Source organism: Pseudomonas neuropathica (genome assembly GCF_051174785.1).
Classification (GTDB): Bacteria; Pseudomonadota; Gammaproteobacteria; order Pseudomonadales; family Pseudomonadaceae; genus Aquipseudomonas; species Aquipseudomonas neuropathica_A.
In genome coordinates, this window is sequence record NZ_CP195111.1 from 26,839 (window position 1) to 53,443 (window position 26,605).

Consider the following 26,605-nt stretch of genomic DNA (forward strand, 5'->3'; position numbering starts at 1 on the left):
TGTCTCAGGGACTGAATCAGCGGGCGGTGAAAACCGATTTGAATTCCTGCGGCCAGTGCGGGTGGATCAGGCTATACGCCACGGCGTAGCTCAGCGCGCCCAGCACGATGTTGCCGATCAGGTGCAAGTAGCCTTGAAGGCCCAGTTGCGGTGATACCAGCAGCACGGTCGCGGCCATGACCAGTGAGGCAATCACGCTGCGGTAATTGGCCTCGACAAACCGGCGCCAGCTGTAACCGATGGCCAGGTTGAGGCCGCGGATCTGCAGCGGCGTGATCAGCAGCATGCGCGTGAGCAGAGCGCCGGCTGCGGCCATGCCGCCATAAACGTTGCCGAGGCTGTAGACCAGCGCCAGTGCCAGGGCCGTGGTGAGCACTTCCGCCTTGATCGTCAGGTGGCTGCGGTTGACGGCCACCAGTGCGGTGGTCGCGTACATGGCGGTGTTGCCGATGGCCGCCGTGCAGGCCAGCACTTGCAACAGCGGAATGGCGTCAGCCCACTTGGCGCCGAAGATCAACAGGATGAGGTCGTTGGCCGTGAGCGCGAGGCCAATGAACAGCGGCGTCAACACGAAGCCGCTGACGGCGGTCGAGTCGCCAATGATCCCGAGCAGGCGCTGGGGTTCTGCACTGCGTCGGGCGAACGCCGGCAGCGCATAACTCAGCAAACCGTTATAAATCGCCGTGCGCGGCAGTTCGATGATGCGCATCGCCATGTTGAACATGCCGACCGCGTTCGCCCCGGCGGTCATCCCCAGCACCACGTTGACGCCGCGCTGCAAGGTTTGTGAACTCAGTGAATTGATTGCAACCGGTGCGCCGGCCTGCAACAGCTCACGCAAGACCGTCCGGTCGATGGCAAACGCGATGCGTCGCCGATCTGCACCCATCAGGACAATGATCGACACCCATTCCATGATCAGCGCCTGGGCAATCACTGCCCACGCCCCCCATCCGCACAGCGCCACCGCGATGCCGCCGACGCCGCCCGCGACTTTGCCCAGTAACGTGCGCGACGCGAGCATCTTGAAGTTGCCGCTACGGCGCATTTGCGCCACATAGACCCGCGCCATCATGGTGAACAGGATTTTCACCGAGGCCACTGCCGTCAGCCATTGAAGCAGCGGGTCGGGCGTGTACAGGAATGCCGCGAGCGAGATGATGACAATCGACGCCAGGCTGACGAGCACCCCGGCCCAGAAAGCCGTGGAAATGTGTTTGTCTTCCAGCCGTTCAAGGCGTACCAGCGGATCTTCCAGCACCGATGAGTACACCAGACCAATCAACTCGACGATGGCGATGATGATCGTGCCCACACCCAGCTCGGCCGGCGACAGCAGCTTCGCGTAGACGACAAAGGTGATCATCGACAGCAGGATCAGGCCGAATTTCTCGGTGAAGATCCAGCTCAATGTCACCAGGCGGTGGTTGGCCATGGCGGTTACCGATTCAATGAGCCGGGGTTGACGCCGTTGCCTTGCGCCATGTTCTGGCGCGGGCATAGAGATAGCGCAAGGTCGGTTTGCCGTTGGCGAAAATCAGCGCTTGCCACGAGCAATCGAGCATTCGCTGGTACACGCCGAGCACTTGGTCATGCTCGCCGCGCCGGGAAAATGCTTCGAGAAAATCGGTGTGGTTGCTCAGGACGAAATCGATCCGTTGTTGCTGGCTGAGCATCTCGCCGTAGCGGGCGAGGTACACCTCAATGAAATGGATCTTGTTCTGGTAGTACTTCTTCGGTTGCGCGGTCATGTTGCCGCCGTTGACCGTGCGCTCCAGCAACACCTGCGGCACCGTGTGGACCTCCCAGTGTTCGGCGATCCGCGTCCACATGTAGCGGTCTTCGGAGTAACGCAGGCTGGCATCGAAACCGCCGAGCTGCATGATCACCTCGCGTCTGACCAGCGCGGTGGAGACACCATTGACGACGTTGGCGTGGATGAAGTCGTAGAAGTGCCTGCCGCTTTTGCGCCGGTTGTCCAGTTGCCGCCGGCCGTCGCTGTAATTGACCTGCGCGTAGCAGTCGATCAACCCCACCGGCCGGCCCTGACGACTGAGTTCTTCGTACAGGGCCAGTTGCAGCTCGAGCTTTTGCGGGTGCCACTGGTCATCGGCATCGAGCATCGCCACAAAGGTTTCTTGCGAGTGGCGCATGCCGTGATTACGCGCGCTGGCCTGGCCTTCGTTGGCTTGCTGCAGCAGCGTCAGGCGAAACGGCGCGACGAAGTCTCGGACCCGTTGTGGTCCGTCATCGGTGGAGCCATCGTCAATAACGATGACGTGATCCGGCAGGCGGGTTTGCCCGACCAGCGACGCCAATGTCTGCTCGATGCTTTCGGCGCCGTTGTACATCGGGATGACGACGCACACTGAATCCACGGAAGGAAGGGCTTGATTGGGCACGGGTGGTTCTCCTTGGGTTAGGCGTTGGCTGAATCGCGCGGCAGTGCTCTGCCAGACACACGCTGACGCTGCGTTGCCGCTGAGGTTTCGGGGTAGACCGCGAGGTGATGGCGGAAAGACAGGGCCAGGGTGCAGAACACCAGAAACTCGGCGGAGCGATAGTTGGGGATCACGTACGCCACATAATTGGTGACGGCGAACAAGCCGATGATCACCAGCGCACTGGCGCGAAACTGCGCCGTTTGATTCGCGGTAACGGCGCGGTATTGCTTGAGCAGTGCTTCGCCAAACATCAGGGCCAGCGCTGTCAGTTGGATGGCACCGCCGTTGAGCAGGGTTTCGACGTAACCGCTGTGGGCGTTACCGATATAACCCCAACGGGTAATGAAGCCATCGGCATCGGGGCTGGACCAGAAGGCGCCGAAGCCGTAACCCTTGAGGAACTGCCCGTCGATAAAGGGTCCGAGCAATTCCCAGATCAGGGTGCGGTCGGTCAGTGACGGGTCGCGACCGGCCATTTCCAGCAGCACCGCAAAGTTGCTGTAGAGGAACAGGCACACCAGCAGGTAGAGGAGGGTGCAGCCGAGGAACATCAGTGGCGAATGATTGACGCGCAAACGGATCAAGGTCAGGAAATACCAGTAGCTGATCGTCCCGGAAACAATCAGCGCTACCCCGGTCGCCGACTGCGCGAGCAAGATCGCGACCAGCGAGAAAAACGCGCAGAACAGCGCCCAGTGATTGCGGCGGCGAATCATCGGTAGCAATAACAGGATGGCGATCGCGTTGAGCCGCGCACCGGCATTCTTTTCGGCAAAAATCCCTTTAAAGGCACCGTCGCGAATCCCCCCGGACAAGAACGCGACATCAGGCATGACCACCGCCAGGATCAAGCCGATCAACGCCGCCACGCCGATGGCGCAACCAAGCATGAAGGTGATTTTTTCCAGCGAATAGTTGTAGGCAATGAAACCGGCGAAAAACACCATGCTGAGCATCGCGATAAAGCGCTTGAAACTCAGCATCGGGTCGTGGGACCAGCCGATCGAGGCGATGACACAGAGCAAGAACAGCAACAGAAAGAAGTTGCTGCGATAAAAGGTTTTGCTGAGGAAGACCTTGTTGCGGATGAAGAAGAATAACGGCACCAACAGTGTGATCAGCCCGCAGATCTGGTTGGCCACGTTGCCTTCGAGGTCTTTGTTGATATCGCCGAAGCTGGCGGCCCCGCCCAGACCGAGGACAAAGGTAATCACCTGGATGTAGAACAGGATGCCGAACAAGGTGAAGCCGTCGCGTAAGGTCGAATACCTGATCGCCAGTGTGCTCATGATGACGGACTCCCGATCAGCGCTTTGAGGTAGGTCTGCACTGCGCTGGCATTGATGAACCGGGCGGCGGCCTCCAAGCGCAATTCACGTTGCAGATTGCGCGGTGTGGCCAGTTGCAGGGTGATCGCCTGCGCGAGAGCGAGCGGATCGTCGACGTCGACCAGCGGCGCGACCACACCGCCGACGAGGATGTCTTGCGGGCCATGGGGGCAACGGGTTGCCACCACCGGGGTGCCCGTGGATAACGCCTCTACCAATGCGTTGGGGCTGCCCTCGAAGCGCGACGACAGCACGAAGCAATCGGCGGCGGCGACTTCGGCCAACGGGGCATGGGCATAGCCAGGCATATCGACGCGGTCCGCCACGCCCAGTGCGCGCGCCTGTTCCAGCAGGTTGGGCCGGAGTGCACCCTCGCCAAAAATGATCAGGCGGGCATTGCTGTCCGGTAATGCGGCGAACGCGCTGATCAAGGTGTCGAAGCCTTTTTGCGGCGCCAGTCGACCCACGGCGACAATCACCGGGGCGGATTTTTCCTGCAGCCAGCGGTGGCTGGGCAGGCCGGGTGTTTTCTCGCGAAAATCGTTGTCGAGCACCGGGTTATCGGCAATGGTCACGTCCTGGCGGCGGGCCACGGTGGTGTCGACCAGGTCCTGGGCAACACCCCGCGAGACACAGATCACCGGGTTGGGAATCAGCCGATACAACAGCGGCGCCAGCAGGTACGCGACGCGCACCATGAAGTCTGGGTTGACGTGCTTGTCACGGGAAAAGGCATTGCGCTCGCTGACGTGCAGGCGTGCCAGCGTGCCGGACAACGTCGCCGCCGCAATCGCCACCACGTTGACGTGGGTGAGGGCTGCCAATTGTGCGTCAAAGCGATTGGCCCGCAAAAAACGCGTGAGTGCCGGCACTGCACGGACGCTGCGCGGGCTGTGCAATTCAACCTTCTTCACGCGCGGGTCGAGGTGCGCGGCGTGAATGCCGCCGCCGGTGAGCATCAGCAAGGTCACGTCATTGCCCGCGTCCACCAGCGCTCCGGCCAGGCGCGCCATCATTTTTTCAGCCCCGCCGGCGCTTAGGTCATGCAGGATAATCAGCAGTTTTTTCATTGATTCCATACCTGGTAATACGCCTGTGCCGCGTACTGGCTGGTGTACTGACGCAGGGTGTCAGTGAGCCTGCTTTCGCTGAAGGCAACGTCATCGCGAGGTGTCAGGCTGCGCAGCATGCCGTCGGCCAGTGCCGGTACATCGTTGACCCTCACCAGTTGGCCGAGTCGGCCGTTGTCCAGCAGTTCTCGGGGGCCGGTTTCGCAATCGCTGGCCAGCACCGGCGTGCCCAGTGCCAGCGCCTCGATCAATACCGTCGGCATGCCTTCTTGCACGGAACTCAAAATGAACAGTTGCGCGTGCCGGAGCAGCGCATAGGGATTGCTCAGGAACCCGGTGAAATGCACCCGCGGGGCAATGCCCAGACGACGGGCCTGAGCGGTGAGTGCGTCGCGCAACGGGCCGTCGCCGGCGATCACCAGATCTGGCAGTGCTGCACTGCGCAATGCCAGTGCGTAGGCATCGAGTAAAAGGTGAAAACCTTTCGGTTCGACCAAACGGCCCAGGCCCAACCAGTAAGCGCTGGGCAATCCAGCGGGTAGCGGCGCCCGTGAGGCTTGAAACAGTTGTTCGGTGACCACGGCGTTGGGGCAATAACGGATGCGCTGCTGACCCCAGGGCAGCAACTCGATGAGTGTCTGGCGCAAGGCATTGGAGACGGTGACGACCTTGCCGCTGCCACACAGGTACAAGCTGTAGAGCAAGCGCAGGCTGGCGGGACCGGTGTTTTGTTCACTGCAATCGAGGGTCGCGTGGCGGCAATAGATGACTTTGCACAAACGGCCCAAGGTGGCGAACCAGGTGCATAGGTTGGCCTGCTCTTTAGCGGCGATGAGATGGGTGACGCCTTCGCGCTGTATGAGTCGACGCAACAGGACGATGGACTTGAGCAAACCGACGAGACCACTGCCGCCACCGTTGAAGCGCTGCACACCGGGCGTATCTGGCACGTCTGCGTTGATAACGAAAAAACTCACCCGGCGACCGTCCTTGAGAAACTGCTCGGACAACCGTTGCTGCACGCGCTCGACGCCGCCGCCCAACTTGAAATCCTTGAGGATAAACAGGATGTGCATGGTCATTCCCCTACACTGATGGCGACTTTGTGCCGGGCGAGCATCGTCAGCAGGTGCAAGAAGTTGCTGGGGTAATCGACGAGGTAGCGTTTGATCGTGTGCGGCTCGCGGTACATTCGATAGAACGCGCGCAGGTGCAGGCGATTGATCAGCGCCGGGTAGTATTGCCGCGTGGCCAGGGCTTCCTGGCGGATGAAACCGCCACAGGTGAAGGCAACGCCGCGAAAGCCTGCGCGCAGGGCATCCTGTTCGAACTGTTCTTGCAGCCCGGCGCCCAGGCCAACAATGAGGATGTCGGCGGCGCTGCGACAGATGTCAGCGCGAATGTCTTCGGCTTCGGCGGCGTCGAAATAGCCGTTGTGATAACCGGCGATGGTCAGCCGCGGATAAAGCGCCCTGATCTTGACGATGAACAGCTCCAGTTCGGCTTGCCGGGCACCGACGAAGTACACGCGCTTGCCCAGTTGCTCGGCGCTGCCGAGGACAAGGTCAGCGATCGAGGTGAAGTCAAAACTGACCCGGCCAATCGTCCTGCCGGTCACCCGCGACATGAAGGTCGACATCAGCATGCCGTCGCAGAAATAGGCGACGCTGCTTGGGGTTTGCTGGAAAACGCTGCCGATGGAGGCAAAGTTGATAAAGGAATAGGCCTGGTTGGCCTCCAGTAATTTCGCCGAGTAATGCCCGACCAGTTCCAGCTGCAACATGGCGCGGCTCCTTCAAATGACTGAAGGGGTTGGCCGCCCCACGGAGATGTAGGTGAAGCCGCGTTTGCTCAAACGCTGCGGATCGAACAGATTGCGTCCGTCGAAAATCAACGGTTGTTTTAGCTGTCGGCTGAGCAAGTCAAAGTCCGGCGCGCGAAAGGCTTGCCACTCGGTGACGATGATCAACGCGTCGGCATTCTTCAGCGCCGCTTCCTTGGTGCCCGCCAGCGTCAGGTCATCGCGCGCGCCATACAGGCGCTGGGCCTCCTCCATGGCCTTGGGATCAAATGCCTGAACGCTGGCGCCGGCGTGCCACAGAGCCTCCATCAGTACGCGGCTGGGCGCTTCGCGCATGTCGTCGGTGTTCGGTTTGAAGCTGAGCCCCCACAGGGCAAACGTCTTGCCGCGCAGGTGGCCGTCGAAGTGATTGAAAATCTTGCTGTAAAGACTGGCCTTCTGGTCCTGGTTGCGCGCCTCTACAGCCTTGAGCAGTCGGGCGTCGATATCGACACTTGTCGCGGCATGGATCAGCGCCTTGACGTCTTTGGGAAAGCACGAGCCGCCGTAGCCCACGCCGGGGTAGATAAACTGGTAACCGATGCGCGGGTCGGCGCCGATGCCGTGGCGGACTTTTTCGATGTCGGCACCGAGTTTTTCCGCGAGGCAGGCCATCTCGTTCATGAAGCTGATCTTGGTCGCCAGCATGCAGTTGGCGGCGTACTTGCTCAGCTCAGCGCTGCGAAGGTCCATGACAATAATTTTGTCGCGGCTGCGATTGAACGGCTCATACAGTTCGCGCATCACCGCTTCGGCCTGCGGGCTGTCGGTGCCGATGATGATCCGGTCCGGGCGCATGCAGTCTTCGACCGCGCAGCCTTCCTTGAGAAATTCGGGGTTTGACACCACATCGAACGTCAGGTGGCTGCGATCATTTTCAGCCAGCACCTGCTCGATACACGCACGCACCTGATCGCCCGTGCCGACCGGTACAGTGGATTTATCGACGATGATTTGATGCCGATCCATGTTCAGCGCGATGGTCTGCGCCACGCTCAACACGTATTGCAGATCGGCCGAACCGTCTTCGTCTGGCGGGGTGCCGACGGCGATCAACAGCACATCGCCATGGTGAACGGCCTCGGCCAGATCGGTGCCGAAGCGCAGGCGACCACTTTGATAATTGTCGCGCACAAGGCTTTTCAGGCCCGGTTCGTAGATCGGCAGCGAGCCTTGTTTCAGCGCCTCGACCCGGGCCGCGTCGACATCGACGCAGAGCACGTTGTGCCCGACCTCGGCCAGTGCGGCGCCCTGGACCAGGCCCACGTAACCAATACCGAATACGCTCACATTCATGGTCAAACCTCAGCTCGTTGTGAAGGTTGTCAACGCAGGGGCAGGGCGGGGATCAAGCAGTCGGGCAGTGGTCAGTAGATGTTTTTCGAAAACAGGGTGAAGGGCGTCTTGATGAGGATTTTGATGTCGAGCCACAGCGACCATTGGTTGATGTAGTTGAGGTCTTGGGCGACGCGCAGCTGCATCTTTTCCACCGTCTCGGTTTCGCCGCGATGCCCGGTGATCTGGGCAAGGCCGGTGATGCCCGGCTTGAGGCGATGGCGGGCCATGTAGGCGCGCACCTTGCCGGTGTAATAAATGTTGTGGGTGACGGCGTGCGGGCGCGGGCCGACCAGGGCCATCTGTCCGGACACGACATTGAACAACTGCGGCAATTCGTCGATGGAACTGCGGCGCAGGAAGCCGCCGATCGGGGTGAGGCGGGCATCGTCACGGGTGGCCTGGCGCACCTCGCGATCGTCGTGAACATGCATCGAACGAAACTTCCAGACCTTGATCACTTCACCGTTGCAACCGTGGCGGGCCTGCTTGAACAGCACCGGGCCTGCGGAGGTGAGCTTGACGGCGACGGCCACCGCCAGCAGCAAGGGACTGAGCAGGATAATGGCCGCGCCGGCCAGGCTGCGTTCAAACAGGTCCTTGCAAAACAGACTCGCCGGGTGCGAGCTGATCAGGCTTTCATTGAGGTAGATCGCCGGCATTCGCTCGATTTCCGAGATCGAATGGTTGAGCAACACCATGCTGCCGAAATCCGGAATCCACACCACGTCGACATTCATGTCCAATAGGTCGATGTACAGCGCTTCGATGGTGGCGGCGTGCGCCATGGTCAGCACGATATAGACGCGGCGCACTTCCAGACGCGTGATGATTTCGCGGATCGCGGCAACGTGGCCGAGCAGCGGCAGAATGCTCGGGGCCGGGCCGCTATTGTCGGCGGCGGCGATGAAACCGAGCACCAGCGCGCGGTTCGGTCGCGAGAGTTTTTTCGCCAGCTCATGAGCCGTCGGGCAGGTGCCGATGATCACCGAACGGCGCTCTTTGCAGACCCGCCGCGAGTGCAATCGGGCCAGGTAATGCAGGGGCAGAAAGCTTGCCGCCTGAACCACGAAACCGAGCACCGCCCAGACCATGATCACCTGCCGCGAGTAAATCGCGCTGGTCTGGGTAATGAAGGCAATCGCCGCCAGCACGGCCAGCAGAATCAGCCAGGCCGCCAGCAATCGGCCCAGGCCGACCAACAGACCATGGCGTTTGTGGTAGACCTGCATCACGCTGTAAATCGGCACCGAACCGAGCACCGCGAGAATGATCAGGATGCGATATTCGCTGTTCAGACTGCCGACGCGCCAATGCACGAGCAACATCAGCAGCGACGTGGCCAGCGACAGCGCACACAGCCACTGGCCCCAGAAGGTCAGGCCTCGGCGGTGCGTCAGGTGAGCGGTATAGAGCGGCGTCATGGGCTTAACCTCAAGGCAGCAGTCATGCATCAGTGCCAATCGAACGGACAGGACGTGTCGCCCGATGGCTATTCCGTAGCTCGGCAGAGGTGAAGCGGGTTGTGCGTTGGCAGAAGGGGGCGTAGCGGCTGGCGTTTTCGCCTGGTGTTACCTGGGCGCGAAATCGTAGTTATAGAACGCCCGGGAGTGGTGATAGCCGTACTTGCGCGCCTTGCGCAGGTCGACCTGGTTGAGCACGGTGCCAAACACCGGCACATGGCTCTGTTGCAACATGGCCAGGCCGCGCTGCACCTGGCTGATCGGTGTGCTGTCGGCCTTGACCACATAGATCACGGCATCGGAATGCCGGGCCAGTAACAGCGCGTCGCTGATCATCTCCGCAGGGGGCGAGTCAATAATGATGTGGCGATAACGCGACCTCAGTGCTTCAAGCATGCGCGCCATGCGCGGTGAGCTGAGCAGATCCTGCGGCGGTGGCTGTAACGGATTGAGCGTATCGGCCGGCGACGGCAGGCGCGGCGCGGCGAACATGTCCAGCGGTGACGGCAGGACCTTGCCGGCCGGCAACATGTCCAGATTGCCCACCGAGACAATGCAGTCTTCAAGCCGGGCGGTGCCGGCAATGACATTCGCCAGTCCGGGGCTGTCCGGTGGGAAATCGAAGTTCAGCGACAGGGTTGGCTGACGCATGTCGGCATCGATCAGCAGCACACGTTCGAGTGACGTCAGCGAGCTGGCCAGATTGTTGGCAATGGTGCTTTTACCCTCACCGGCAACGGTCGACGTTACCAGCACCACCTGCGAGGGCATTTCGCTGCTTTGCAGCATCAACCAGGTGCGCAGGTTGCGAATGGTCTCGGAAAAGCGCGGGTTGTCGTTATCCTCGAACAAGCGCGCCAGCTGCCGACGGGTTTTCTTCGTCACCAGTGGCACGACGCTGAGCAGTGGAATGTTCAGCGCGCTTTCAATCGACTCGTCGGTTTTGAAGGTATTGCTCAGGCTATCGAACAGCAGCGCCAAGGCAACGCCGATCACCGCAGCGATCAATCCGACGATCGCGACAATCAAGGTTTTACGCGGTTTGCTCGCATCGACCGGGACAATGGCCGGGTCGACGATGCGCACTTTAGTCGAGTCCATGTCGGCGGTGGCGGTGGTTTCTTTCAGGCGGGTGACGAAGGTTTCATACAGTGCGCGGGAGCTGTCAACCTCACGCTGGAATTCGCGCAACTGGAACTCTTTGCGCGCAATGTCCTGGATTTGCGCCTTGTTGCTATTGAACGACTGACGCAACGAGGCTTCGCTGGCAGTGGCGAGCTGGTATTGCCGTTCAATACCGGCGACCACTTGCTGCACCTGCATTTGCAGGCTGGTGGTGGCGGTGCGCAATTCGGTCTGCGCAGAAAGCAGGCTCGGGTGTTTTGGCCCATAGCGGCCCGCCAGCTCATCCACCTTGGCTTGCGCCACAGCGCGGTCGGCCTGGAATTTCTGCACCAAAGGATTGCTCAGCACCGCAGGCACGCTGGAGAGCCGGCTCAGATCACCGTTGCCCAAGGCCTTCGCCTGACGGTATTCGCTCTCGGCTTCAGCGCGGTTACGCCGTGCATCGACCATGCGATTGCCGGTCATTTCCAGTTCGTTGGCACTGATGGTGGCAACGCCGCCAACGTCCACCAGACCTTGCTCTTCGCGGTAGCCCTGGAGCTTTTTCTCGGCGACACGCAAGTTGTCGCGCAACTTCACCAGCCGTGTGTTCATCCAGGCTGTGGTGGTTTGCGAGGACTTTTCGCTGGTGTCGAGCTGGCTGTCGGTGAAGCCTTGCGCCAACGCATTGGCCGCCGCGGCTGCCAGAACCGGATCGGGCAACTCGACTTCGATCTCGAGCAACTGGCTCTTGCCGACGAACTTGACGCTGGTGTGCAGCATGAGGTTCTGCGTGACCTGATTGAAGACGTCTTCTTCAGTGGGTTGTTCTTTTTTGCTCAACGGCATCAAGCGGCTCAGGCCCGGGATCCATTGATCAAGGTCGAGATCCGCCAGCCACTGGCGCGGTGTAAACCAGGGCTTTGATTGTTGGCGCGGGTCAGTGACCGGGTGGGTGGTCAGGCCGAGTTTTTTCACTGCGCGTTCGGCAAGGTCGCGTGATTGCAGGAGCGCCTGCTGGGTCTGCAGGTAATCCGTGGCGTTGCCGCCCGAATCCTTGACTTGTTGAAAGGACATCAGCGGCGGTGTCTTATCGTTGAACAGCAAGGTGGTGCTGCCGATGTATTGCGGCGTGATGTTCGAGACCACAATCGCGGCCAGCGCAGCGCTCGCCAGCACCAGCCAGGCGATGCTCCATTTGGCGCGCCAGATCACTCTCCAGAGCTTTAACAGGTCAAGGGTGTCCTTGTCTTCGCTGTACTGCTGATGCAGATGCGCTTGCAGAGGACGTTCGACGTAGGTGCTAGGGCTGTTGTCCATGATTAGAAAAAGCCTTGTGCAATGGAAATGGTGTCGCCGGGGGCAATCGTGGTGTTGCGCGTCACGTCATCGGTGAGGGTCGCGCCACCATCGCCGCGCAAAATGGTCACGCGTTTGATCGAAGCCCGCTCGGTCAGGCCACCGCCCAAGGCGATGGCTTTTTCCAGGGTCAGGCCGGGCACGAACGGATAACTGCCGGGTTTCTTGACTTCGCCATTGATGTAGAAAGACCGGTATTCAATCTGGCTGAGGCTGACTTTCGGGTCGATCAGGTATCCCTGCTTCAGTCCGTCGACGATGATTTTTTCGACTTGGCCGGGGGTCAGTCCCTTGGCGGAAATCTCGCCCAGAAAAGGATAGGAAAAGGTGCCAGCATCACTGAGGCGGATCTTTTTCAGGCTCAACTCCGGCTCACCGAAGACGATGATCCGCAACACATCGCCAGCGGCCAGTTTGTATTGGGTGCTGGGGTCTGCAGCGAAGGTATGAGGTAGAAAAAACAAGGCAAACGCCAAGACGAGCGTGCGTGTGTTCATGTCGAAACCCTCTTAAAGGCTGACGTTGAAACTGATCTGGAACACGTTGCGGGTGAAGCTTTCATCGTCGGCATCGGAATCGTTGTCGCGATACCGATAGCCCAATTCGATATCCAGCCAGCGGCGCATCGCGTACACCACGGCGAGGTTGTAGTCCTGAAGATTGTCGGTACGGCTTTGGCCTTCGTAGACATAACGCCCGTACCCGGCCTGTGCCACCGTGGTGATCCGTTCGGTCCAGCCGTGACGCCAACCGACCTGAGTGAACGTCGACTTCACGGCATCAGCGCCATCGTCACCTTCGGCGAGGGCTTGCCGAGCGACGAAGGTAAACGTCGAATAGGTTCGCGGTTTCCATTGCAAGTCGACTTGCCAGGTCGGGTTGTTGAGGTCTTTGGATTCGCTGTTGTCGAAGTTCTTGCGCTCATAACCGAGGCGCACTTTGCCGGTGGTACGTGCAGTGAAATCCCACACGGCTCCGGCCAGTACCGCATCGGACTTACTGCTGCGCGGGCTGTTGGCTTGCTGGTAATCAAAGTCGGTGTGGTCATATTCCAGCAGGCCACGGGTATTACTGCCGATGCGGTGGTACCAGGTGCTGGTGAGGGCAGTGGTATTGCGTTCCTTGTCGTCGTTGATGCCGTCGGCATTGTCGTAGCGAAGCTGCGCGTAACTGGCGCCGACATCGATCTGGTTGTCGGCACTTTTAGCGCCGAAGGTGTAGAGCCCCCCCACGCGTTTATTGTTGAGCTTGTCGTTGACGCCCTCGACCGCCGTCGACTCGGTGCGCTCCCATTTACGGTATTCAGCGTCGAGCTTGAGACGATGTCGGTCGGTGAACTCCATGATGCTGTCGGCACGCACGCGCTGGGCGGTGTTCGAGGCATCCGAGTCGTCGTGATAGATGTAACGCGTGGGCTGCCAGATCAGGCGAGTGGCGCTGTTGCGGTCTTCGGCCTTGAGCTCGAAGGAGGGCGCCAGCTTGGTGACCATCGTTGACTGCTTGCTGTTTTCCACTTCGCGAAAGTTATCGTCATAACTTTCTGAAAACAAAAAGGATGGCGTGAAATCGAATCCGTAAACATCAATGGCTTGCGGATTGATACTCCACGCCATTCCGGGATAAAGAGAGGCCATCATCAGTGCGACAGGGCATCGTGACTTCAAGGTCATGTTATAGCTCCTGAGCATAGGCATATAAGAAAAGGGGTTAGTTATAGGTTTGAAAGTTGCGTTGTTGACGTTCGATGACGCTGCGTGGCAAGCAAACGGATTGTTCCCGATTAAGAAATTGCAGGAGGATCATCACGCGATCGCTGCCGCGCAACCCGAGAAACACGCCCTCCAAGGGTGCCAGCGGGCCACTGACGATCTGCAGGTTCTGCCCCGGTTTCAGCGCCTCATCCGGCCCCGCCAGCGATGATTCGATACAGCGCACACGCAGGTGTTCGATGACGTGCTCCGCCACCGTCGCCGGCCCGTGATTGAATTCGACGATACGACTGACCCCGCGGGTGGAACGCAAGGGCCCCCAATTGTCGTTACGACTGAGTTGGATAAACAAATACCCGGGGAACAGCGACTCGCGTACTCGCTGTCGTTTCCCACGGATGATGCGCTCACTGAGGAGTTGTGGATGGAATACCACGTAATCCTGTTGGAGCAGGTTGAGGTGAGCGCGCTCATCCTGACGTGGCTTGCATTGCAAGAGGTACCAAAAGGGACGTTCGGAGCTGATAACTGGCATGCTGGTAAACTCTGTAATGATCGAAAGTTTATGCAGGCAGAAGCTCTATTAGGGCTAAGTAAGGGTAAGTGGCGAAAGTCTGTTCTTATTTTATTAACACTGAGCTGTTTCAATCTTGAATCACAAAGCGTTTCATTAAGGTGCGTTGAACCGAGATGTGATGCTCTATTGTGCGCGCGAATACGCCGCGGCTTAACTTTTCCGAAGACAAAGCTACCGCACGGTCTGCGCATTGCAGCTTTAATGATAGGTAACTAAGTAGTTGTCTCTGAAACGACAGGGCGCGAGTAGAAGATTGCTCGCGCCCTGTAAAAATCAACCTTGGTAGTTATCGGCCAGTCTTTGCGGTCTGTCAAACGTTCCCAGTCAAAAAACACGCCATTTATCTGCTAGTGATGGCACTCGTGCGCAGGTTGTTGTTTTCTAAGGCGTCATCCTTTTGTCGGAAGGCTAGAAACTTTACTGTCACTTCAGAGTCGTCACTCGCTATTTAGATCGGACGTTAATTCCCATAGCTGGCGAAGTTATAAAGTCTGGACTCCGCAAGTCGACCAACGTTATAACTAATCGCCTGGCGACTTGGCTGGAGAGGCAAATATGTCCGTTCTTGTTACAGGTGCTGCAGGTTTTATCGGATATCACACGGTCAGACGATTGATATTGCAAGGCCATCAAGTAATCGGCATCGACAACCTCAACGATTACTACAGCGTGGAACTCAAACAGGCGCGCCTCAAGCAGTTGAGCAAGCTAAAAGGTTTCCGTTTCCAGACCATGGACATTGTCGATAAGCCAGCCTTGATGGCGCTGTTCGAAGAGCAGGGGGTCACCGAGGTTGTGCATTTGGCCGCGCAAGCGGGTGTCCGCTATTCGCTCGACAATCCGGATGCCTATGCGCAATCGAATCTGTTGGGCTTTCTCAATGTGCTGGAAGCCTGCCGCCACTATCCACCTGCGCATCTGATCTACGCGTCGAGCAGCTCGGTGTATGGGGCCAACAGCAAGCTGCCATACAGCGTCGATGACGCGGTCGAGCATCCGGTTTCGCTGTATGCCGCCACCAAACGCGCCAATGAATTGCTTGCCGACAGCTACTGCCATCTCTACGGTCTGAAGGCCAGCGGGCTGCGGTTTTTTACCGTCTATGGGCCATGGGGCCGACCGGACATGGCGTTGTTCAAGTTCACCGAAGCGATCCTTCAGGGGCGTCCGATTGATATTTATAACCAGGGCCAGATGGCGCGGGACTTTACATACGTCGATGACGTTGCCGAAAGCATCGTCCGCCTGTGCCCGAAGCCGCCTATGCCAGACAAGGACGCCAAGGGCTGCCACCGGATTTTTAATCTGGGGCGTGGCAGGCCGATCGCGCTGCTGGATTTTGTCGACTGTCTGGAGACGGCATTGGGCATAAAAGCCCAGCGCAATTTGTTGCCCATGCAGGCAGGCGATGTCATCAAGACCTGGGCTGATGTTTCGGCGCTGGCAGACTGGATCGGGTTTTCGCCGCAGGTCGAGGTTGAGGTGGGTGTGGCGGAGTTTGTACGCTGGTATCGCGAGTATTATCGGGTGTGATCGAAACAGTAGCGTCCCCGCTAACGGGGTGACGAGCACCATGGGGACTGGATTTCACCCTACGGTCTCGCGACTCCCGGCACATCCATATTGATCTTGCGCCAGAAAGCTTCAGACAGGCTGTAGACCGAGAAGGCAATCAGCCCCAAGGCCATCACTATCAAAATCAGCCAGCCAGCGGGTAGATTCTGCAGCGCATCGAGCGCTTCCTTCATACCCGGTGGGTCCATGGCTTGATAGGTGGAACCGCTGACTGCCAGCAGCAAGGCGATCTCGATAAACACCACTCCGCGCGCTATCAGACCAAACCGGGAGACCGGGCGGACGTAGCGCATGACATCCTCGTCGGCCTCGAAATACTTCTCGAACGTCGCTTTCCAGCCCTTGAAGATGTGAGCAATGCCGACCCCGAGCGGAATGAGGGCGATCAGGTACACCAGCCAGTTCGAGTGTTCCCAGGACAGCAGATGCGCCAGCCAGTCTTTGGTCTGTCCTGCGGAGTCGCCTGAGCTTTTAATCCCGCTGATGAGCAGGCCCAATGCAAAGAACGCCAGAGCAGCGTTGACCAAACCTCCCACCAACAGCCCTGTGCGAATCACCAGACCTTTGAGCTTTGTGCCGTGATGATCGACATCACGCGTTGCCTGCAGGACACGCCAGGCAGCAAATGCGAGCAGCCCCGCCACGACAAGCCCCACCAGAAAATAGCCGAATGGCTGACCCAGCAAGGCTTCCAGACTTTTGTGACTGTCCTTCGGTCTGGTCGAATCATGGGCTGCCAGCAACGCAAAGATGCCGATGATCAAATACAGCATTCCCCGGGCGGCGTAGCCTCCCCGAGCGAGGATGACAAGGTTGCGTTGCGCGGACATGGGACGTATTCCTGAGAGGTCATACGAAGCAGACCCTTCTTGCCGGGAGGGGTTCTATGAGCCGTCGAAGACTGCGGGGGGCCTGGTGATCGATAACGTCCTGCGACCATTGTTCAAGTCATACTTTCTGCCCACAAAATTGGTCCGTGAACAGCGACTTCCGTCCGTCGCAGGACTTGAACCATAAGAGGCGGATTGCGTCTTAACTTTTGCGAAATCAACCCTATGGAAGCAATCATGCTTTTGAAGAACAAGAGTCTCCTTGCCGTCATGTCCTGCGCCATGATGCTTGCCGCCGCCCCATTACTCCCTGCTGACCTCTCTGCCATGAACTCTGCCTACGCGAAGGACGGTGGTGGTGGTGGTGGTGGTGGTGGTGGTGGTGGTGGTGGTGGCGGCAACGGCGGCGGCACCGGCGGCGGCGGAGGTAATGGTGGTGGTAATGGCGGTGGCCACGGCGGCGGTACGGGCGGCGGCCATAGCGGCTCAGATCACGGAGGCGCCAACAGCAACGGCCGTGGCAATGGGCTCAGTAGTGATCATGCCGGCAAGGCCACTCGCGACCATGGCGAAAGCGGTAACCACTATGGCAGTGATCGCAATGGTGACAGCGGTCACGGCTCAACGACTTCAGGCATCGCCCATTCCAAAGATACGCGCGGCGTGTCCAAAGCGACGGCCATCTCCGACACGACACCAGGCGATCACAACTCGAAAGGGTTGAGCAAAGCCGGAACGTCGACAGCCAAGAAGTCACACTGATCCGCTCTACCTGCCGAACGCAATATAAACAAAGAGGGCGCCTGACAAGGCGCCCTCTTTGTTTGCGCATTCGCTATTGATCAGAGGCGCTGTGTCAGTGTTCGCTGGGGGTTAGCCTGATGAGGTGGGAACGAGGTCTACCGCTTTGGCCCTGGCAATTGAAAACGCTTTCGGCAGGCTGGCGCCATTTTTCGCCGCAAGAATCTCGGCCATCACGCTAACGGCGATTTCCGCCGGGGTCTTGCTGCCGATGTAGAGGCCGATCGGCCCGTGCAGGCGTTCAAGCGACGCTTCGGTTTCCCCAAAATGCTCGATCAGACGTTCGCGGCGCAACTGGCTGTTGCGCCGCGATCCGATCGCACCGATGTAGAACGCCGGGCCGTGGAGCGCTTCGAGCAAGGCCAGATCGTCAAGTTTGGGGTCATGACTCAAGGCGACGATGCAGGTGCGCAGATCGACTGCGAAGTCGCGGACCACGTCGTCCGGCATGCCGACAATCCGCTCCACACCGTCTACCGCCCACGTCTCGATGTACTCGGGACGCGGATCGCACACCGCCACCTTGAAACCGTTGAACAACGCCATGGTCGCCAGATATTCGGCCAGCGCGCCGGCACCGATCATCAGCATCCGATAGCCCGGCCCCAAGGTGTTGAGCATCTGCGCGCCATCGAAGCTGAACTGTTCCGGCGTCGCGGTCGGTTCGAGCATCACCTGACCGGACTCCAACGCCAGACGACGGCGAACCAGTTGCCCGGCGTCCAGTTGCCCCAGCAACGCGTCAAGTGACTGCCACGCCGGGTTGAACTCAAGGATCAGTTCCAGCGTGCCACCGCAGGGCAAGCCGAAGCGATGCGCTTCATCGGCACTGACGCCATAGCGCACCACTTGCGGCGTGCTGTCGCTAAAGGCGCTGCCGCCATGGGCCGTGGTGTAGCGATGGATCAGATCATCCTCAATGCAGCCGCCGGACACGCTACCCACCACGCGGCCATCGTCACGCAAAGCCATCATCGACCCCGTCGGACGCGGTGAAGAACCCCAAGTGCGCGCCACCGTGGCGAGCAACACACGTTCGCCAGCGGCAAGCCAGTCCCGCGCTGTGCGCAGGACCAGCAAGTCGATGCTTTCCATCCGTCTCTCCTCTAGCGCATCTGCAGAATGATCGGGCTGCTACTGGCCGGATCGGTGTGTTCACGCAACTTGCCCACCGTCTGCGCATCAACCGCTGTGCTCTGATTGCCCCAGGTGCTGCGCATGAAGGTCAGCACTTCGGCGATCTGCTGATCCGACAGCTGCTCACGGAAGGCCGGCATGCGATAGGCGTCCGGCACGCCGGCCGCCACCACACGTTGCGAACCATTCAGGGTGATGTTGATCGCCGAGGCGCTTTCCTTGGCCAGTGCCGAGGTGGCGCCTGCAAGCGGCGGCATCCATTCGGACTGGCCCTTGCCGTCCAGACCATGGCACGAAGCACAGCGCGTCACGTAGGTATGAGCACCGGGCGAGTCCAGACGTTGCGCTGCTGAAACCGCTTGATACTGCCACGGCGCGCCATCCCGTTCGCGATCCCCGGGAAGCGACTTCAGGTAGTGGGCAATCGCGCTCAGATCGTCATCGCTCATGAACTGCGTGGAGTTGTTGAACGCTTCGGTCATCGAGCCGTAGACGACGGCGTGCTTATTGCGACCGGTCTTGAGGAACTGGACGATTTCCGCCTCACTCCAGCGGCCCAGGCCGGTGTTGTGGTCATCGCGCAGGCTCGGTGCATACCAGCCATCGAGCAATGCACCAGCGAGATACGGCTTGCCGGTCTCATCCAGTGCCTTCTCGTTGAACGCCAGGCCGCGCGGCGTGTGGCAACTGCCGCAGTGTCCGGCGCCCTGAACCAGGTAAGCACCGCGGTTCCACTGTTCATCCTGCGACGGTTTGGCCGCATACGGTTCGGCGTCGACAAACACGCCGTTCCACAGTGCGATCGGCCAGCGCAGGTTCAGCGGAAAGGGAATCGCACTCGGGATGTTCGCCTGTCTGACCGGCGCCACGCCTTTCATGAAGAACGCATACAGCGCACGCACATCATCGTCACTGAGTTTGGCGTAGGACGGGTAGGGCATCGCCGGATACAACCGGCGACTGTCGGGCGCCACGCCGTGGCGCACCGCCCGGTCGAAGTCCGCGAGGCTGTAGTGGCCGATGCCGGTTTCCGTGTCCGGGGTAATATTGGTCGCATGGATTGAGCCCAGCGGTGTGGCCATTTCCAGGCCACCAGCGAACGGCGCACCGCCCGGCACGCTGTGACAGGCCACGCAATCGCTGAGCCGGGCGACGTATTCGCCACGGGCGACCAGCGCCGGGTCGATGTCGGCCACGGCGATCTGATGGGTTTCAAGGCGCGAGACAGGCTCGCGAGTGACATACCAGGCCAGCAGGCCTGCCGCGACCAGGCATGGCACGGCCAGCCAGCCAGCGGTTCTTGCGAATCGGCTGTTATTCATGGACGCTCCGGCGCTGATCAAGTGAAGGTGTGTCGGCTCATGGGCAGGCTGCGCACCCGCTGACCGGTTAGCGCTGCCACCGCGTTAGCGACGGCGGGCGCGACCGCAGGCAGCGGCGGTTCACCGATACCGCCCATTTTTTCCCCACTCTCGACCACCCGCACATGGACCCGAGCCATCCGCGCAGGCGGCAGGATCGGATACAAGTCGTAGTTGCGCGCCCGGGGTTTGCCATCAATCCACACAGCTTCTTCCACCAGGGTTTGCGACAGCCCCAACGCCACGGCGCCATTGACCTGCGCTTCGACGATCGCCGGGTTGACGATGCTGCCCGGATCAATCGCTTGCCAGATGTCGTGCACCTTGACCTGACCGTTCTCGATGGACACCTCGGCGATCACCGCCGTCTCCGTACCGAACGGCGAAGCCATGGCCACGCCGCGCGCACGTTTGCTGCCGTCTTCGGCGGTAAACGGGCCGCGCTTCCAGCCGCCGGACAGTTCACCCACCGCTTGCAGCAAGGTGGTCAGGCGTTTGTTGTCACGCAGCAGATGCAGGCGCAGGTCGAACGGGTCCTTGCCGCCCTTGTCAGCCAGTTCATCAAGGAACGATTCATAGAAGAAGTCGTTGAGCGAATTGCCCACCGAACGCCAGTAACCGAGCATCGCCGGGCCTTTGACGTAGATCTGTGCGATGCGTTTGTTGGGGATCGCATAGGTTTTACCCGACAACCCTTCAAGCGCTGTGGGGTCGAGTTTTTCACCCTGCTTGCCGGCAAGGGCTTCGGTCGGGCCTTCGGTGGCACTGATCGCTTCGATTGCCAGCGGCCAGCCGTCGTTATCCAGCGCGGCGCGGAAGTTCACCGCAGCAACGGGGCGGAGCACGTCACGCAGGAACTCTTCCTCGCGGCTCCAGATCAGTTTGACCGGGCGGCCAACCGCTTTCGCCAGCGCGATCGCCTGCGGATAGGGACTGGCCGAATCGTAGAGGAAATGCCGGCCGAAGAAACCGCCCAACAACGGCGAATGCAAGGTGATGCGCGACGGATCGAGGCCTGTGCGTTTGGCGATGTCGGCGCGGAACATGTCCGGCGCCTGATTCGGCAACCAGACTTCCAGCGAACCGTCCGGGTTGAATCGGGCCAGTGCCGAAGGCGGTTCCAGTTGACCGTGGTTCAGGTATTGGTTGTGGTAAGTGGCGTCGATGCGGGTCTTGGTGTCCTTGAGAATCGACGCCACGTTGCCTTCGTTTTCATCATCTTTGGCCGGGCCTTTATCTTCCGCGAGGCGTTTGAACCAGGCATCGCTGGAAAAGTCCGCAGGCATCGGCCGCACTTGGCTGTCGGCCGTTGGCTCTTGCCAGTCGACCTGGATCGCCTCGACCGCACGTTTGGCGTGCCACCAGCGCTCGGCGACCACCGCCACGGCACCCGGCAGACGATGCACGGAATGCACGCCTTTCATTGCCTTGACCTGCTCTTCGTTGCGCAGGTTGCCGACCGTCATCCCCAAACGCGGGGCATGTTGCACGGCAGCGTGGAGCATGTCGTCGACCTTCAGGTCGATGCTGTACAGCGCTTTGCCCGTGGACTTGTCGTAGGCATCAAGACGCTTCACCGGTTTGCCGATCCAGCGGAACTGGCTCGGATCACGCAGTTGCACGGAGGCCGGATCGGGAACCGGCAGATCCATCGCCCGCTCGGCCAATTCACCGTAAGCCAACGAGCGCCCGGACTTGGCATGCACGACTTTGCCAGGCTCGGTGCTCAACTCGCTGACTGGCACGCCAAGTTGTTGCGCGCCCGCTTGCAGCAGCATGGCGCGGGCGAGGGCGCCGAGGCGGCGCATGACCGGGTAACTCATGCGCACCGACATACTGCCGCCGGTGATACGCATGCCGTTTTCCAACACCACATAGGCTTCGCCGGGCGGTGCCGCTTCGACCAGAAAGGTCGCCGGGTCGGCATCGAGTTCTTCACCGACAATCTGCGCCATTGCGGTGAACGTGCCTTGTCCGCCTTCCATGAACGGGCAGAGCAGACGCACGCGATTGTCTGGACGGATTTCGAGAAACGCCGGCACCTGCGTGCCGCGCTCGGCCGTCGCCGCTGCAACGGCAGCTTGCACGCGTGTTGCACCCAGCGGCAGACCGAAGCCGAGGACCAGTGCGCCGACGGCGGTACCGGTCAGAAAACGTCTGCGCGAAACATTGATCGGCTCGTGCAAATCCAGTACCGAGGCTTGCAGTGAAGGTTCGATTCGAACGGTCATCACGCGTCCCCCTTGCCGGCCAGCTCATGCATGGCGGCATGAATGGCGTTGTAAGTGCCGCAGCGGCACAGGTTGACCATAGCCGCCTCGATCTGCGCATCACTCGGCTTGGGGGTTTGTTTGAGCAGCGCGGTGGCGGCCATTACCTGCCCGGACTGGCAGTAGCCGCACTGGGCGACCTGCAGATCGACCCAGGTCGAGACCACCCGTTTGCCCACGTCATCGCTTTCGATGGCCTCAATGGTGGTGACCTCGCGGCCAACCACACCGGCCACCGGCGTGACGCAGGAGCGCACCACATTGCCGTCCACCAGCACCGAACATGCGCCGCATTGCGCCAGCCCGCAGCCGTACTTGGTGCCGGTCATGCCCAGGTCATCGCGGATCACCCACAGCAAGGGCGTATCGGCGTCGGCATCGACCTGATAGGTCTTCTGGTTGATTCGTAGTTCCATGATTCACCCGCTGATCATCGGTTGACGTGCATTGTTATGAGCGGTGACACGCGGCGAGGCGCATCACCGGTTTTCGTTCAATTCGCTACTGTGCCGAGGGCTTCTGCTTCAAATGGCTGCCCGCGCAGGAGGGCGATGTCACGACTCGGCGCGGTGCCGAACAGGCGGCCATATTCGCGGCTGAACTGCGAAGGGCTTTCATAGCCGACCGCAAACGCCGCGCGCGATACGTCGAGGCGTTCGACCAGCATCAGCCGCCGCGCTTCGTTGAGCCGCAGCCACTTCTGGTACTGCAGCGGGCTCATGCCAGTGAGCTGGCGGAAATGGTGGTGAAAGGTCGGCGCGCTCATTTGTACCCGCGCCGCCAGATCGTCAATACGCAGGGCATCTGCGTAGTTGAGCTTGAGCCAGTCAATGGCTTTGGCGATGCGATACCCCTGACCATCGACGGCAGTGATCTGCCGCAGCCGCGCGCCTTGGTCGGTGTGCAGCAGCCGATAGTGGATTTCGCGCAGAATCAGCGGCGCCAGCACCGGGATCGCCTCGGGTTCATCCAGTAATGCCAGCAGACGATCAAGCGCACCCTCCAAGGCAGACGATAAGCTGCCAATCGCGGCGCCTGTGCCTGTCGCTGGCTGCCGCTTGGCCGGCAAGCCGCTCTTGGTGATGACCTCGGCGAGCATGCTCACATCCAGTTTCAGCACCAGGCCGACACAGGGCTGCTCGGGACTGGCAAGCATCACTTCGGAGTTGGCGGGCAGGTCCAGTGAGGTCACCAGAAACCGCGAAGGGTCATAGCTGTAGCCTTCACCGCCGACCCACAAGCGCTTTTCACCGCGACCGACGAGAATCAGGCTCGGTTCGATCATGCACACAATGGGCGGCGCCGGTTGGTCGCGACGAAACAACGACAGTCCGGGTATGGCTGTGGCGAAGTCGCCCGGTGCGCTCACGCGCGGGTCGATGTGCAATGCCAAAGGAGAGTCCTGGGGCAGAGGGGTAGGGATCATGTCGGGTCACTCCTGTTGACCGAACTCTAATCCGCGCGCGAGACGTTTCCTACCCATCACCCTGCATCGCCAGAGGATCAGGCAAGCATTCAAGAGGAATGCACTAGGGAAGGGCCAGATTGACCGGGAGAATGTGTCTATCTGTTACAGGGGCAGTGCCCGAATGGGCTTCAAGCTGCTTGCCCCTGCGCATCACATCCACAGGTTTTTCGCACCACAGGTAGTTCCCATGACATTTCCTTCCACAGATCCTTCTAAAAGAACAGGCGGCTGGAGCGCCGTGCTGGCCATGTCGTTGGCCGCATTCGCTTTGGTCGCTTCAGAGTTCATGCCGGTCAGCCTGCTGACGCCGATTGCGGCCGACCTGCACATCACCGAAGGCCAGGCCGGGCAGGGGATTTCCGTGTCCGGTGCCTTCGCCTTGATCACCAGCCTGTTGATTGCCTCGGTCGCTGCTCGCGTCGAACGCAAGAAATTGTTGCTGGGCCTGACCTTGCTGATGATCGTCTCCGGTACGGTCGTCGCGGTCGCGCCGGGCTACCCGTCATTCATGTTTGGACGTGCACTGATCGGGATAGCGATTGGTGGTTTCTGGTCACTGTCGGCAGCGACCGCAATGCGCCTGGTGAAGCCTGAACAGGTTTCGCGAGCGTTGGCCATCGTCAATGGCGGTAACGCATTGGCCACGGTCATCGCCGCTCCGGCAGGGAGCTTTCTTGGTTCGCTGATCGGCTGGCGCGGCGCATTCTTCTGCGTGGTTCCGGTCGCGGTGCTGGCCGCCGTGTGGCTGCTGATCAGCCTGCCGTCCTTCAAGGTCGAGCGTCAGGCCGGAAGCGGCAACGTTCTGCGCCTGATGAAGCAGCCGCCAGTGGCCTTGGGCATGGTCGCCGTCAGCGTGTTTTTCATGGGCCAGTTCATGCTGTTCACCTACCTGCGGCCCTTTCTTGAAGGCGTGACCGGCGTCAGTGTTTCAACCTTGTCGTTGATGCTGCTGGGGCTGGGACTGGCCGGTTTTATCGGCACCTTTCTGATTGAAAGGTTTATGGGTCGCGGCCTCTACCGCACATTGACCGTCATCCCGCTGATCATGGCGGCCATCGCGCTGGCGTTGGTCAGCTTCGGCAAATCACCGGTGCTGACCGCCGTATTGCTCGGCCTCTGGGGACTGGTTGCTACCGCCGCGCCGGTCGGCTGGTGGACCTGGCTGGCGCAAACGCTGCCGGATGATGCGGAGGCCGGAGGTGGACTGCTGGTGGCGATTGTGCAACTGGCGATCGCAGGAGGCGCGATCATTGGTGGGCTGGCCTTCGATCTGAGCGGTTACAAAGCTACATTCGAGCTCAGCGCCGCTGTCTTGGTCGTCGCCTCAGTGCTGGCCTGGTTGGCGGGGCGCAATGCCACGGAAGTTCATCTTGATGAACCGGCAGCTCATTCGGACGCTGTTCCCGGCGAAGCTAGGTCCCGATTTGTCTGATCAACCAGGAAGCCGCTCAGTGCGCCAATGACGGTTGGGTAGCGACCGAGACAGTGAAGACCACAACAAACAGCACGACGACTGCCCAGAACATCACCATGACTGTCAGCATGACGACCTTAAGACCTTGATAAAGCCTGCGCAGCCAGTGGCCTTCGGGTTTTGCTTCTGCGCGGGTTCTGAGTACGCCTTTCAGATAAAAGCCGAGCAGCGCAAGCAGTGCACCATCTATCGCCAGCGCAGGCAGGCCGGCTACGGGAAAAATGCTTTCCCACCGATAGAAAGAAGACCGGCTCAGAAAGACCACATAACAAGTCAGGCCGCCGTAAGGCAGTGCTCTCCACCATTTGCCGGCCAGCGCTCCGACCATCAGGCACATGATCACCATGAACGGGCTGAGGAGAATATGGAGCATCCACTCCAGTACGTTGGGCAAGTAGTCCGGGGAATGGATACTGCGCCAGAGGTGTTCCAACATTGATCGGGTTCCTGCCTGCTATGACGTAAGTGCTGCTGCGGTGCTTCCGTGCTGCAGCACGGTATCGGCGTATTTTCGGGTTACATAAGGGTTGTTATGTGAATCAGCGGCGGTATCCGAGTGGTGAGCAGGCAGTTTGCTTACAGTTGCAGCACTCGAACCTGTCGTCGCTCCAGAACATCATCTCTAACCAGTTGTAATCGGCTGCCCACTCACTGCGATTTTTTCGCCCAGGCACCGAAGATCATGTCTCCGATATAGATACCTTCAGATTGGGTGCGCTCATCGTCTAACCGCGCTTGCAGGGTGTCTATTTCGACCTCTTCTGCGGTGGCGACGCCGTGCGCAAGGATTCGCGGCAGGCAGGCTCGTACGATATGTCCCAGCGCGTAGGGGCAGCCGGGCGTTTGGATAAGGCATTCTCCCCGGACGGCTGCCACGGCTAAACCGGCCTGGGTGAAGATGCGATGAAGGTTGAAACCGATATGCAGATCAGCCCCTTCACGCTCGATCATGCGTTGTATCCAGCCCTGGGCGCGTTTGTGTAGCGGGAATCCGTCCAGGCTTGCAGGCACCAGAGTGGTGTCATGCTCTTGAAATACGAGAGTGCCTCCAGGCCGCAGGTGTTGCGCAAGCGCACGTACAGCCGCGACGGTATCAGCCTGATACATCAACACCCGCCGACCAACGATTGCATCAAACACGCCAAGCGACTCGGCAAGTCCGAGCAGATCGCTATCGATGAATTCGGGCTGGGCATGGCCCGTCGGGGTACTGCGTTGGCGTGCAATGGCCAGTGCATTGGCGTCGTGATCCGCACCCACCACCGCCCCGGTGCTGCCGACCAGGCGCGCAAGCAAATACGTCACTTCGCCTGAACCGCAGCCGACATCCAGTACGCGCATGCCCTCGCGGATTCCCGCATCGACGAGCAGGCGTTCGGTGAAGTCCGGTGAAGTGTTCGACATGGCAAAGCTCCTCAAGTGTGTTGCAAATGTGCGCCGCCCCGTCGGTAGGTTCTGGC

The 26,605-nt window shown here is 60.1% G+C and carries 22 protein-coding genes and 1 pseudogene; 3 read left to right on the forward strand and 20 right to left on the reverse strand.

All coding sequences use genetic code 11. The features are described 5' to 3' along the window. Nucleotides 1-16 precede the first annotated feature (16 nt). From ACRRSD_RS00135 to rfaH, 12 genes are all read right to left on the reverse strand, one after another. On the reverse strand, nt 17-1,435 hold the full coding sequence (locus tag ACRRSD_RS00135; protein ID WP_435036580.1) for an oligosaccharide flippase family protein: 1,419 nt from the start codon (nt 1,433-1,435) through the stop codon (nt 17-19). Between the two features lie 13 nt (nt 1,436-1,448). Next, nucleotides 1,449-2,402 (reverse strand): glycosyltransferase family 2 protein, encoded by a 954-nt coding sequence (locus ACRRSD_RS00140; RefSeq protein ID WP_435036581.1) that lies wholly within the window; start codon nt 2,400-2,402, stop codon nt 1,449-1,451. 17 nt (nt 2,403-2,419) lie between these two features. Beyond that, nucleotides 2,420-3,733, reverse strand: a complete 1,314-nt coding sequence (locus tag ACRRSD_RS00145; RefSeq protein WP_435036582.1) for an O-antigen ligase family protein — start codon at nt 3,731-3,733, stop codon at nt 2,420-2,422. Further along, nucleotides 3,730-4,842: a glycosyltransferase gene (locus ACRRSD_RS00150; protein ID WP_435036583.1), complete on the reverse strand. Its 1,113-nt coding sequence runs from the start codon at nt 4,840-4,842 to the stop codon at nt 3,730-3,732. The genes ACRRSD_RS00145 and ACRRSD_RS00150 overlap by 4 nt, the downstream gene beginning before the upstream one ends. After that, nucleotides 4,839-5,918, reverse strand: a complete 1,080-nt coding sequence (locus ACRRSD_RS00155; RefSeq protein WP_435036584.1) for a glycosyltransferase — start codon at nt 5,916-5,918, stop codon at nt 4,839-4,841. The genes ACRRSD_RS00150 and ACRRSD_RS00155 overlap by 4 nt, the downstream gene beginning before the upstream one ends. Nucleotides 5,919-5,920: 2 nt before the next feature. After that, on the reverse strand, nt 5,921-6,625 hold the full coding sequence (locus ACRRSD_RS00160; RefSeq protein ID WP_435036585.1) for a WecB/TagA/CpsF family glycosyltransferase: 705 nt from the start codon (nt 6,623-6,625) through the stop codon (nt 5,921-5,923). A 12-nt stretch (nt 6,626-6,637) separates the two neighbouring features. Continuing rightward, a complete protein-coding gene (locus tag ACRRSD_RS00165) occupies nt 6,638-7,978 on the reverse strand; it encodes a UDP-glucose dehydrogenase family protein (RefSeq protein WP_435036586.1) in 1,341 nt (446 codons plus the stop codon). A gap of 71 nt (nt 7,979-8,049) precedes the next feature. Further along, nucleotides 8,050-9,441, reverse strand: coding sequence for an undecaprenyl-phosphate glucose phosphotransferase (locus ACRRSD_RS00170; protein WP_435036587.1), 1,392 nt, complete (start codon nt 9,439-9,441; stop codon nt 8,050-8,052). Between the two features lie 147 nt (nt 9,442-9,588). Beyond that, nucleotides 9,589-11,904: a GumC family protein gene (locus ACRRSD_RS00175; RefSeq protein WP_435036588.1), complete on the reverse strand. Its 2,316-nt coding sequence runs from the start codon at nt 11,902-11,904 to the stop codon at nt 9,589-9,591. A gap of 2 nt (nt 11,905-11,906) precedes the next feature. Beyond that, nucleotides 11,907-12,440: a polysaccharide biosynthesis/export family protein gene (locus ACRRSD_RS00180; RefSeq protein ID WP_435036589.1), complete on the reverse strand. Its 534-nt coding sequence runs from the start codon at nt 12,438-12,440 to the stop codon at nt 11,907-11,909. Nucleotides 12,441-12,452: 12 nt separating this feature from the next. Next, a complete protein-coding gene (locus ACRRSD_RS00185; protein WP_435036590.1) occupies nt 12,453-13,613 on the reverse strand; it encodes an outer membrane beta-barrel protein in 1,161 nt (386 codons plus the stop codon). Between the two features lie 37 nt (nt 13,614-13,650). Beyond that, nucleotides 13,651-14,187, reverse strand: coding sequence for a transcription/translation regulatory transformer protein RfaH (rfaH, locus tag ACRRSD_RS00190; protein WP_435036591.1), 537 nt, complete (start codon nt 14,185-14,187; stop codon nt 13,651-13,653). A 597-nt stretch (nt 14,188-14,784) separates the two neighbouring features. Between rfaH and ACRRSD_RS00195 the strand changes: the two genes are divergently transcribed. Next, the gene (locus ACRRSD_RS00195) at nt 14,785-15,762 is read left to right on the forward strand and encodes an NAD-dependent epimerase/dehydratase family protein (protein ID WP_435038562.1); all 978 of its coding nucleotides are present in this window, start codon (nt 14,785-14,787) and stop codon (nt 15,760-15,762) included. 59 nt (nt 15,763-15,821) lie between these two features. Here ACRRSD_RS00195 and ACRRSD_RS00200 read toward each other — a convergent pair whose 3' ends face one another. Further along, nucleotides 15,822-16,634 (reverse strand): DUF1206 domain-containing protein, encoded by an 813-nt coding sequence (locus ACRRSD_RS00200; RefSeq protein ID WP_435036592.1) that lies wholly within the window; start codon nt 16,632-16,634, stop codon nt 15,822-15,824. A 609-nt stretch (nt 16,635-17,243) separates the two neighbouring features. On the opposite strand from ACRRSD_RS00200, the pseudogene ACRRSD_RS00205 reads away from it, so the two are divergent. Continuing rightward, nucleotides 17,244-17,396, forward strand: a pseudogene (locus tag ACRRSD_RS00205) (hypothetical protein); the annotation flags it as partial. A 111-nt stretch (nt 17,397-17,507) separates the two neighbouring features. On the opposite strand, the gene ACRRSD_RS00210 reads toward ACRRSD_RS00205, so the two are convergent. From ACRRSD_RS00210 to ACRRSD_RS00230, 5 genes are all read right to left on the reverse strand, one after another. Then, the gene (locus tag ACRRSD_RS00210; protein WP_435036593.1) at nt 17,508-18,530 is read right to left on the reverse strand and encodes an XdhC family protein; all 1,023 of its coding nucleotides are present in this window, start codon (nt 18,528-18,530) and stop codon (nt 17,508-17,510) included. 11 nt (nt 18,531-18,541) lie between these two features. Next, a complete protein-coding gene (locus tag ACRRSD_RS00215; RefSeq protein ID WP_435036594.1) occupies nt 18,542-19,894 on the reverse strand; it encodes a c-type cytochrome in 1,353 nt (450 codons plus the stop codon). Nucleotides 19,895-19,911: 17 nt separating this feature from the next. Further along, nucleotides 19,912-22,164 (reverse strand): molybdopterin cofactor-binding domain-containing protein, encoded by a 2,253-nt coding sequence (locus ACRRSD_RS00220; RefSeq protein WP_435036595.1) that lies wholly within the window; start codon nt 22,162-22,164, stop codon nt 19,912-19,914. Further along, a complete protein-coding gene (locus ACRRSD_RS00225) occupies nt 22,164-22,619 on the reverse strand; it encodes a (2Fe-2S)-binding protein (RefSeq protein WP_435036596.1) in 456 nt (151 codons plus the stop codon). The genes ACRRSD_RS00220 and ACRRSD_RS00225 overlap by 1 nt, the downstream gene beginning before the upstream one ends. A gap of 77 nt (nt 22,620-22,696) precedes the next feature. Then, nucleotides 22,697-23,629 carry an AraC family transcriptional regulator N-terminal domain-containing protein gene (locus tag ACRRSD_RS00230; RefSeq protein ID WP_435036597.1) on the reverse strand — a complete coding sequence of 311 codons (933 nt, stop codon included), beginning with the start codon at nt 23,627-23,629 and terminating at the stop codon, nt 22,697-22,699. A gap of 229 nt (nt 23,630-23,858) precedes the next feature. Between ACRRSD_RS00230 and ACRRSD_RS00235 the strand changes: the two genes are divergently transcribed. Continuing rightward, nucleotides 23,859-25,103 (forward strand): MFS transporter, encoded by a 1,245-nt coding sequence (locus ACRRSD_RS00235; RefSeq protein ID WP_435036598.1) that lies wholly within the window; start codon nt 23,859-23,861, stop codon nt 25,101-25,103. Between the two features lie 16 nt (nt 25,104-25,119). On the opposite strand, the gene ACRRSD_RS00240 is transcribed toward ACRRSD_RS00235, so the two are convergent. Together ACRRSD_RS00240 and ACRRSD_RS00245 are read right to left on the reverse strand one after the other, a co-directional pair. Further along, nucleotides 25,120-25,581: a hypothetical protein gene (locus tag ACRRSD_RS00240; RefSeq protein ID WP_435036599.1), complete on the reverse strand. Its 462-nt coding sequence runs from the start codon at nt 25,579-25,581 to the stop codon at nt 25,120-25,122. Nucleotides 25,582-25,793: 212 nt separating this feature from the next. Further along, the gene (locus tag ACRRSD_RS00245; RefSeq protein WP_435036600.1) at nt 25,794-26,549 is read right to left on the reverse strand and encodes a methyltransferase domain-containing protein; all 756 of its coding nucleotides are present in this window, start codon (nt 26,547-26,549) and stop codon (nt 25,794-25,796) included. Nucleotides 26,550-26,605 lie beyond the last annotated feature (56 nt).